Below are 9839 nucleotides of genomic sequence, written 5' to 3' on the forward strand. Positions count from 1 at the left end.
AGTCCAATTTACTCCCCTCTGCACCCTGCCCCCTGCTCCTCTGCCTCTTCCAAGTCCCCATTCCCTGTTTCATAGGTATTACTCAGAAATTAGGAGAATAAATAAATGGAGCAATTTATATTACTCATCTTCTTGGCGCTTGGTGGTTCTGCGGTTGCAGGATCTGTGAAAGTTGTCAATCAAGGTAATGAAGTCTTAGTAGAAAGATTGGGTAGCTATAACCAAAAGCTGGGGCCAGGGCTGAATTTTGTCATCCCTTTTTTAGATAAAATCGTCTACCAACAAACCATTCGCGAAAAGGTCTTAGATATTCCTCCCCAAAAATGTATTACTCGCGACAACGTGGGTATTGAAGTTGATGCGGTGGTTTACTGGCAGATTGTAGATATGGCAAAAGCTTGGTATAAGGTAGAAAATCTGCACGCAGCCATGACGAACTTGGTGCTAACTCAAATTCGCTCGGAAATGGGACAACTGGAGTTAGATAAAACCTTTACCGCCCGTTCTCAAATCAATGAAATGTTATTGCGTGAGTTAGATATTGCGACTGATCCTTGGGGCGTAAAAATCACGCGGGTGGAATTGCGAGATATTGTGCCATCCCAGACGGTGCGAGAATCAATGGAGTTGCAAATGGCGGCAGAACGGCGCAGACGGGCGGCAATTCTCACTTCCGAGGGTGAACGGGAATCTGCTGTTAATAGCGCTAGGGGTAAGGCTGAGGCGCAAATTTTGGACGCTGAAGCTCGGCAAAAATCCACGATTCTCCATGCTGAAGCGCAACAAAAATCTATTGTATTGCAAGCTCAAGCTGAACGTCAGCAACAGGTTCTGAAGGCACAAGCAACATCAGAAGCACTGCAAATCATTACCAAAACTCTGAATGCTGAACCAGGCGCACAAGAAGCATTACAGTTTTTACTTGCCCAAAATTATTTGGAAATGGGTACGAAGATTGGCAGTAGTGACAGCAGTAAGGTGATGTTTATGGACCCCCGCAGTATTCCTGCTACTTTAGAAGGGATGCGTTCTATTGTTTCTGATGGTTCTGCTAACCCTTTGTTTGGCGGTGAGGCATCAGGGGGAAATCAGAAACGTTCAAGCTAAAAAAGCGTGATCAATCACGTCTGTCATAAACAGAGTTAAAAGTTAAAATTTTGCAATTAATAACTTTTAACTCATAATTTTTTTTAATGTACACCTACACCAGCAGTTTGATTGATTTGGCATTGACTACACAAACCAAAAAATTCCAGTGTGTGGTAAAAAATTTTAAACTTGTGGCTGGATTCCAACTCGCCTTCTAGGTTATGAACGGGACATTGATTAATCGGAATTGAAACGCCACACTGGAGGCAAGTGAGGTGGTGTTTGTCTTGTTGGGCTAGGTTATAGAGGGCTTCACCGTTAGCCAAAGTCCTGACCTGCACCATACCTTCTAGTTTTAAGGCCTCTAGGGAGCGGTAAACCGTTGCTAAACCCATGCTCTGATTTCGATTCCGTAATTCTACGTAAATATCTTGGGCAGAAATACCTTGTTGGATGGTTTTCAGTAGGCTCAAAATCCGCTCTTGACTGCGGGTGTGTATGGCTCTCATAGATAATTATTTAAATTCGCCACTGTAGTAGAAGCTGTTATATTGGCTAACTAATTACTTAACTGTAACCGCTTCATCATCTTATTTTCACTCAGTTGGGGCAGAAAGTTATAGTATAGCGATCGCAGCATTCAGCAAAAAGCCTGTGCAAAGGAAGTATATAGCTAAAATTTTCGTGACGCTTCGTCCTTCAGTTCTAGACCCTGCTGGTGTGGCTGTACAATCCGGTCTCCAGCAGCTGGGATACAACAATGTTGAACAGGTGCGGATTGGTAAGTACATTGAACTAACCATCACTTCGACTGAAGAGATTAAAGCGCGTCAAGACCTTGAACGTATCTGTGACCAAATGCTAGCAAATCCGGTGATTGAAAATTATCGCTTTGATTTGATAGAGGTGGAAACACAAACGGGAGTCATTTAACAGGGGTTGGGGAATGAGGGAGAACGGGAGAAGATGAATTTCCCACTCCCCACTCCCCACTCCCCACTCCCATTGACTAATGACCAATGACTACTGACTAAATGATGAAATTTGGGGTTTTGGTTTTTCCGGGTTCTAATTGCGATCGCGATGTGGCTTATGTGACCAGAGACTTGCTGGGTCAACCGACTCGCATGGTTTGGCATCAAGAAACAGACATCGCTGATGTGGATGTGGTAATTGTACCTGGTGGTTTTAGTTACGGGGATTATCTGCGCTGTGGTGCGATCGCTCAGTTCTCGCCTGTGATGCAGCAGGTGATTAACCATGCTAAACAAGGTAAGTTTGTTCTTGGTATTTGCAATGGTTTTCAGGTATTAACTGAAGCAGGGTTGTTACCAGGGGCATTAACGAGGAATCGGGATTTGCATTTTATATGCGATCGCGTCCCCTTGCAAGTTGAGCGTACCGACACCAATTGGACGCAATCCTATACAACAGGTGAAACTATCACTTTACCCATTGCCCACGGTGAAGGGCGATTTTATGCTGATCCAGCAACTTTATCAGCCATTGAAGATCATGGGCAAGTCGTCTTCCGCTATGCAGGAGAAAATCCCAACGGTTCACTCAACAACATCGCCGGCATTTGCAATCGACAAGGCAACGTTTTAGGCATGATGCCGCACCCAGAAAGGGCATCAGATGCCGCGCTGGGGTGTAGTGACGGGTTGAGATTATTTCAAGGGTTGTTAGAGAAAATAGCAGCCTTGGCGTAACTTTATTTTTCTACAAATTAAACTGCATCAAAGTCCGCGCAAGTGGACTTTTTTTATGACTACTAAACATCAAGTTATCAAAATATTTTACTTAGCAGTAATTTTACTGTTATTGACTTATTAATTCCTCTATTTTATACTCAATTATTAATTGAATTAATTTAAATTATCAGGGTTATCAAAGTGAATAAAATAACAACAAATCCCGACTTAGCCAATGTGGATTATACTGATTTATTAACCAAGATATTACAAGCTTTAAAAAACGAACAGATATTTGAAATCCGTAACAACAATAAATGGCTACTAATTGATATTAATAAAATAGCCACTCAAATAGCTGCTTTACAAGTAGACAGTCCTTTAGGAAACGCTAAATCAGTCAAAACAGCTACCCTTAACTTTAGTTCTGGTTCTCAAGAAAAATTTCCAGCACAAATTAGAGAAATTACCGCTTGTATTCAGAACAGCTTAACCAAGATTTCTGAGAAGACAGATTCTCCAGATAGATTTGCATTAATTAAACAACTCATCAGTGATTTGCAGACATTTCGCGGAAAACCGGAAAAATTTAACCTAACATATAGCTTTCCTAAAAGTGAAAACTTACAAAAACAGCGATTAACACTTAAAAAAGATGACGGCAAACAAAGACAATTACTAAAAGCGCATAAACTCAAAATTTCAGTAGATAAACCCCGTGATTTTACTTCACAATTATTAGAGGGAATTAATAACTATATAGAGAAGGAATTTGTGGCTGCAAGTTCCACAGAGAGGGAAGATATAGAATATATTTTAGATAATTTAAAGGAGAATAGTAACTCTGATATCTACAAATTAGAAAATCTGGTTAACCAAGAAACATTAGGTAAATTAAAAAGGCTAGCCAAGATTAGATATTTAGAATTTCTTTCCGAAAATGTTAACGAAAATGCTAGTGATGAAAACTTTAAAGGAACAATATATTTAGCAGATTTAATCAGAAGATTGAAATTGTTGGATGATTTCATTAACGATAGCAGTAAAGCAGACGGTGAATATTTAGTTAACTATCAGGAAACACAAGTTAATTACCAAAATATATTTTCTCGGAGTGAAGCATTTGATATGCTTCCGATTATCCCTATTATCGCAGGTTACTTAGGAGAAACAGAAGATGAATATGGAGAAAAAGTAGAATTTGTCTTTGGTATCAAGTTGAAATTTGATGGTAAAGTTCAAGCCTATGGAGGTAGAACCGTCTTTGATTATAATCTCAATCTGTTAAATCCAGATAGTGACGAACATAAACAAGAGATAGCAGACGAATCTAGAAACTCCATATTTGCTAATAAAGTTTTAAAGATAGCATTATTGTATTATTTTGTATTTGCATCTCGTGAAAATCCCTCAGATGAAAATTATCACCCCCAAAATGAATTAAACTATAATCCCAGGGAGAAATTTGAAAAAGATATCCTACCAATATTGCAGGGTGGTAATGATGAAGCGAAGGAAAATTTATTTAGAAGTTGGATAGCAGGTTTCAAGAAAGTAAATGTTCAACAGAAAATCGACACACTCAAAAAAGTATTACAAAACCTCATCCAGTGTAAAACTCAATTTCCTAGCAGAGAATATCCGCTACATATTTCTGTGAAATATAGTATTTTAGAAAATGATATCGATACTATTGATGGTAGAAATACATTATTTAAAACTGGGTTAGAAAAAAATCCTAAAGATTGTCTCAAATACATCAACTTAGGAGAAGCAACCACCCAGACAAACTCCCTTGTCAGTCTCCAAGCCAAAATGACTATCAGCGAAATTAACTTTTTAGAGACTGATGACAGAGAAACCTTTAACATCGAATATGATATACAACAGAATATTGGTGTTTTACCCGTAATATTTTTACCAACAAAAAATGAAAAATGCCAAAAATTTTATAACGCCAACTTTCCACAGCGTAACTTACTAATATTTCCTTATCAATCAGAAACTGAAAAACTAGACTCTCATCAAGAGTTTATTTACAAAATCACCTACAGTTTACTAGCATATGTTTGTTTGTATGTCTTGCTAGAAGAACAGTCAAAGTTATTTATTCCCATGTTGAAGATACACCTCAAAAACAAAACTGATGATGCACCCATAGAAAAATTCATAATTTCCTTGACTGGTGTATTATCCCATTTATTTAACGAAAAATCTCGGAGTAACTCCCAGGGAATAGATATTAGTGAGTTTTCCTTTGCAAAGGATAAATTTAAAATTCTCAACACTTTAAGTTCCTTGTATTCTGTCTTACCCAAAAAATTTACTTTACAGAATCCAGATAAATTTGAATTTAAAGAACTAGATAAACTAGCGATTATTGTAGTTTCCAGTCGAGTCAGCGATAGTAGATGGGGAACCGAAACAAAAAAATCTAACCTGATGGGAGAAATTATAGATTTCCAAATTGAACCGCAAACAGTGAAATTGAGATTATTAAAAACATTCTCAGAGAACTATGATGATCATCAAGATATGTTTGAATATCCCAGCGTCATAGTCGAGAATGTAGATAAACTGTATAAAAAAGGATATAGACATTTTATTTATATAGCGAAAGTTCCTTACAGCAGCACATTACATATTACTCAAACCGAAGATGATGGACTATTTTTTATGTCCAAAAATGTGATTACAGCTTTAAGAACAGAACGAGATGATATTAAAATTTATCCCATGTTCTTTGACAAATATTATGCAGTCAAAGTAGGAGACAATATCAACTCAACATCATTATATATTCAAGATACCATCGAACTCACCGAGTTAGCAGAAGATAGCAATAAACAATCTGTGATATTTTTCAACTTGTTTAATGGAATCGCAGTTTCTAAAGATAATAACTATAACGGTGTGATGTCTTACGCAACATTATTGAACATTTATAAAGGTATACTGGATGACGAAGATATTAGAAGAGGACTAATTTCCAACCAAAGCCAGTTAAAAAATGAGATTTTGCAATGCTTAACCTTATTTCATTTTTCCCGTTATGAAAAATCGGGTAAAATCGAACTGAAATTAGATCCTTATCAAAATCTCATCGGAGATGAATCAATTGGTGAACTGGCTTTATTTAAACATAGTCGAGGAACAGCAGAATTTAACTCCTTAGCATTTTTAACCTACATCAGAGACATCCTCCAAACCCCGCAACAAACTTCGTAGTCAGGACTTTAGTCCTCTCATAACTTCCTTTCTTCTTTCCTTCTTGGCGTACTACAGCCCTTGCGGGCATCGCTGCGCGCGGGCGACTTGGCGGTTCGTTTAAACAAAAATAATAGAATAAATTAAAATGACAGCAAAAATAGCTGATGACTTAGGAAGATTATTTGAAGTAGGATTTAATATTGGGATTTTATCTTACATTCACCAAAACCAAATCAAGCAAAAATTTGGAAACTTATATCGCAACGAACTTAAATATCTGAGATTTTCTAAAATTCGAGATAGAATAGTTGATAAAGTAGTCAGTAAACTAGAAAAAAACATAGCTGATACTTGGTGTCAATTTTTTGTTCAAAAGGGATTTTTATCGGGATTAAATTTCTTTCGCGAATATCTCACATCTGTGGGATGCGATAAACCAGAGAACTTCCGACATTTGGAAATTTTATATTATCAATGCTGCTTTCAAGGTGATAACAGTATTGGAACTTATCAAACCGATGAGACGCAATGGTTTAAAGATGTTCTTTCCCAGTTTGATAAATTAGAAAATGCTGCTAAGTATATTAGTAAATATAAAGCGAAAGGTGATTTTCTCAACGCTGATACTTTAATTTTGATCAAATATCGGCGCAAGTATCGGGTTTTGTGTCTTGATTTATCGGTTTTTTCCATTCACACCGACGAAGATATCCAAAATATTGATTATGTGGAAATTATTCGCCGCTTATTAATGCGGGATGTTAACTATATTCGTTCTAAGAGTGTATTTTCTAGCTTGAGTATTGATACCAATTCTTTGGGTTTAGATTTTTCGCCAGGTTTAACAGACTATTTCACAGCTTTTAAATATAAGGTTGAAAAAATTTAATAGGGCTAGGTGTAAGAGATAATTTATGTTATTCGGAGTTAAACAAGAATTGGCTTTAGAGTGCTTGTTAGATCAAATAGAAAGCGATCCACAAGATTACTTATTGGGAAATATTGTTCTTTGGGCTGGAGGATTTGTGATCGGAGATTTTTCACAGACAGTAATCCTAGATTTGCCTTACAGTAATTTTAAGATATCTTTAACAGAATGCGGAAAAAGGCAAGATTCAAATTTGATGAAAATGACTCCCGGAGAAGTTTGGGAATTTCTTAATTCTGCAATTTACGGTGATAACTCCGATGATAATATGGCATCTTATTCGCATTTAGCAAAACGGGAGCAAAAATATAGAAAATTCTGTATATGTCCTGGTTTCTCTGAAGCATTTGATGGAGAAATAGCATTCCTTATTGAAGGAGAAGAAGAAGAAAGATTTATTTGGAAAGAGTTAGTTTCTCAAACTATTAAGGAAGTCAGATTAAAACCTCAAACATACAAATATATAATTGAATCTTTCACTGCTTGGTATTCTCATCTAATTGTCACTATTAAGTCATCTCGACCAGTTTCCAATTAGTAAAAGTATCTTGAAGGCGAAAAACGTACATTGATTAAAATTAGTATATTAAGGTATTCCCGATGCCAAAGACAAACTCCACTCTTCTCATCTCTTACTCTCCGCGCCTCTGCGCCTCTGCGTGAGAAAAAAACATCACTGTAAACAACGAATTGCTATCAACAACCCTCGCGCCTTATTCAAAGTCTCCTCATATTCCTTCTCTGGTTCAGAATCAGCCACCAAACCTGCACCAGCTTGGACAGTTACAGTATTATTCTGCAATACCATTGTGCGAATTGCGATCGCACTATTCAATTGTCCTTCAAAATCATAATAACCATAGACACCAGAATAAACACCCCGGCGACTCGGTTCTAACTCATTGATAATTTCCATCGCCCGAATTTTAGGCGCACCACTCACAGTCCCCGCAGGGAAACAAGCCTTGAGTAAATCCCAAGCAGTCTTATCTGGTGCTAACTTACCCACCACATTACTGACAATGTGCATGACATGGGAATAACGCTCAACGATCATTAATTCGTCAACTTTGACACTACCACTTTCACAAACCCGCCCCAAATCATTCCGCCCTAAATCAACTAACATGACGTGTTCCGCAGTTTCCTTGGGGTCTTGGAGTAAATCCTCTGCAAAGGCTTCATCCTCCTTGGTAGTTTTACCCCGTGGACGTGTCCCCGCAATGGGGCGGACTGTGGCTAATACCCCACCATCTGCATCGCGTTCGGCTTTGACCATCACCTCTGGACTGGAACCGATAATTTGCCAATCTTGGAAGTTAAAGAAAGCCATGTAAGGCGAAGGATTTATCTGGCGCAGGGAACGATAAAGGGCGAAGGGGTCGCCTGTATATTCTGTGGATAAACGCTGAGAAATTACTACTTGGAAAATATCACCAGCTTTAATATATTCTTTCGCCTTTTCCACACTGGCGCAAAATTCTGGGCGGGTGAAGTTGCTGGTATATTCCTCTATTCCCCCTACATTCTGCGTTCCTGGGGGAGTCCATTCTAAAATAGTTTTTTGCGGTGACACTGGTAAAGATAACTTACACAGCATCTGTGTGACGCGATCGCACGCTTGTTCATAAGCTGCTTGCAAATTCACTTCTGGGTCACGTAAATCTGCGTAGGCGATCGCCCAAATTTTCCGCTTCACCTGGTCAAAAATCAACAGGTGGTCTACCTGCATCCATAATCCATCAGGAATATTACGCTCATCTGGTAGATGAATTGGCACACGTGGCTCAATCCACCGAATCAATTCATAGCCCCAAAATCCAAACAATCCCCCAATTCCTGGCGGTAGCTGGGGTAAAGTCACCGGTTTAAAAGGTTCCAAACATTCAGCTAAAGCTGTAAAGGGGTCACCTGTAAACACAACTTGCGAACCGTCTCGATGTGTCTGAGTTGTAGTGTCACCCTTGGCTGATAAAATCCATAGCGGATTGCAACCGAGTAAACTATAACGTCCGATTTTTTCCCCACCTTCCACCGATTCCAGCAAAAAACTATAAGGCTGACCAGCACAAACTTTATACCAAGCTGAGACAGGCGTATCGAGGTCTGCTATCCATTCCTGATACACCGGAACAAAATTACCTTGTAAAGCGAGCTGAGAAAAATCAGAAAAATCGGGAAACATCATAGAATTTAGGGAATGGGGAAATTAGAGAATGGGGAATGGGGAAATTAGAGAATGGAGAATGGAAAACTGGGTATCAAATTTGTACCGTTCTTTTCACTACTCCCTACTCCCTACTCCCCACTCCCCACTTTCTAGCGTTTAAGCATCGTGGGTAGCTTTACCACTGAACTTAAGTTTTGCGGGACTGGGGTTTTCCCCAATGCTGCGAGGTACAAAACGTACTTGTTCGCGTCCTGCGTTGACTTTTTCTGGGAAGACACCATCAGCCGGGTGAATGCAAGTGGTTTCTCCAGAGGGTAAAATCCGGTAAATTTTGTAATCTGTGATTTTGAACTTCCGGAGTTGACCGCCCAATGCGATACCATATTCTTTACGAGCTATGTATAGCAGGTTTTCGCCTTTGAGCATAGTGGCTGAACCACCTGTAGGCATTTCAAAAACTTGTTCTTTGGGGCTTGTCCAAGTGATAGCGTACTTTTCTTCTTCTTTTGCTTTGGTCAGCAAACCGCCAGTGCTACCACCAAATAGCGGAGTTTGTCCAGAAAGTGTTTCTGCCATAAAGGTGTCTCTCTCAACGTTTTTACGGCATCCTAACACTGCCAACATGATCATATGGCGATCGCGTCATAGACTGTAACAGTTTTTAGTCATTGGTCATTGGTCATTGGTCATTGGGAAGTTACAATTTTTTCCCCCCTGCACCCTGCACCCTGCCCCTGTCTCTTATACA

9 protein-coding genes are annotated in these 9839 nt (G+C 38.8%); 6 read left to right on the forward strand and 3 right to left on the reverse strand.

The genetic code is table 11. The features are described 5' to 3' along the window. The first annotated feature begins 105 nt into the window (after window positions 1-105). Window positions 106-1107, forward strand: a complete 1002-nt coding sequence (locus tag AACX33_RS20960) for an SPFH domain-containing protein (RefSeq protein ID WP_194001850.1) — start codon at window positions 106-108, stop codon at window positions 1105-1107. Window positions 1108-1190: 83 nt separating this feature from the next. Here the strand turns inward: AACX33_RS20960 and AACX33_RS20965 are convergent, their stop codons facing one another. Beyond that, complete coding sequence (locus AACX33_RS20965) at window positions 1191-1598, reverse strand: Fur family transcriptional regulator (RefSeq protein ID WP_194001848.1); 408 nt, start codon at window positions 1596-1598, stop codon at window positions 1191-1193. A 145-nt stretch (window positions 1599-1743) separates the two neighbouring features. On the opposite strand from AACX33_RS20965, the gene purS reads away from it, so the two are divergent. The 5 genes from purS (at window position 1744) to AACX33_RS20990 (ending at window position 7459) form a co-directional block, all read left to right on the forward strand. Continuing rightward, entirely contained in the window at window positions 1744-2022 is a 279-nt protein-coding gene (gene purS, locus AACX33_RS20970) for a phosphoribosylformylglycinamidine synthase subunit PurS (protein WP_006197636.1), read from the forward strand. Between the two features lie 104 nt (window positions 2023-2126). Then, on the forward strand, window positions 2127-2801 hold the full coding sequence (gene purQ, locus AACX33_RS20975) for a phosphoribosylformylglycinamidine synthase subunit PurQ (protein ID WP_194001948.1): 675 nt from the start codon (window positions 2127-2129) through the stop codon (window positions 2799-2801). Between the two features lie 183 nt (window positions 2802-2984). Further along, window positions 2985-6011, forward strand: a complete 3027-nt coding sequence (locus AACX33_RS20980; protein WP_194001846.1) for a hypothetical protein — start codon at window positions 2985-2987, stop codon at window positions 6009-6011. Window positions 6012-6138: 127 nt separating this feature from the next. After that, window positions 6139-6882, forward strand: a complete 744-nt coding sequence (locus tag AACX33_RS20985) for a hypothetical protein (protein WP_227789209.1) — start codon at window positions 6139-6141, stop codon at window positions 6880-6882. A 25-nt stretch (window positions 6883-6907) separates the two neighbouring features. Then, window positions 6908-7459: an Imm42 family immunity protein gene (locus AACX33_RS20990; RefSeq protein WP_194001844.1), complete on the forward strand. Its 552-nt coding sequence runs from the start codon at window positions 6908-6910 to the stop codon at window positions 7457-7459. Between the two features lie 135 nt (window positions 7460-7594). Here the strand turns inward: AACX33_RS20990 and trpE are convergent, their stop codons facing one another. Together trpE and AACX33_RS21000 are read right to left on the reverse strand one after the other, a co-directional pair. After that, complete coding sequence (gene trpE / locus AACX33_RS20995) at window positions 7595-9109, reverse strand: anthranilate synthase component I (protein ID WP_194001842.1); 1515 nt, start codon at window positions 9107-9109, stop codon at window positions 7595-7597. A 138-nt stretch (window positions 9110-9247) separates the two neighbouring features. Next, window positions 9248-9667: a photosystem I reaction center subunit II PsaD gene (locus tag AACX33_RS21000; RefSeq protein ID WP_194001840.1), complete on the reverse strand. Its 420-nt coding sequence runs from the start codon at window positions 9665-9667 to the stop codon at window positions 9248-9250. Window positions 9668-9839: the final 172 nt, after the last annotated feature.

It is taken from the genome of Nodularia sp. LEGE 04288 (assembly GCF_963896525.1).
Lineage (GTDB): Bacteria > Cyanobacteriota > Cyanobacteriia > Cyanobacteriales > Nostocaceae > Nodularia.

What these genes read in the sequence shown, in the direction of transcription:
- AACX33_RS20960 (WP_194001850.1), top strand. Translation starts at nt 106, where the DNA reads ATGGAGCAATTTATATTACTCATCTTCTTGGCGCTTGGTGGTTCTGCG.
- AACX33_RS20965 (WP_194001848.1), bottom strand. Translation starts at nt 1,598, where the DNA reads ATGAGAGCCATACACACCCGCAGTCAAGAGCGGATTTTGAGCCTACTG.
- purQ (WP_194001948.1), top strand. Translation starts at nt 2,127, where the DNA reads ATGAAATTTGGGGTTTTGGTTTTTCCGGGTTCTAATTGCGATCGCGAT.
- AACX33_RS20985 (WP_227789209.1), top strand. Translation starts at nt 6,139, where the DNA reads ATGACAGCAAAAATAGCTGATGACTTAGGAAGATTATTTGAAGTAGGA.
- AACX33_RS20990 (WP_194001844.1), top strand. Translation starts at nt 6,908, where the DNA reads ATGTTATTCGGAGTTAAACAAGAATTGGCTTTAGAGTGCTTGTTAGAT.
- trpE (WP_194001842.1), bottom strand. Translation starts at nt 9,109, where the DNA reads ATGATGTTTCCCGATTTTTCTGATTTTTCTCAGCTCGCTTTACAAGGT.
- AACX33_RS21000 (WP_194001840.1), bottom strand. Translation starts at nt 9,667, where the DNA reads ATGGCAGAAACACTTTCTGGACAAACTCCGCTATTTGGTGGTAGCACT.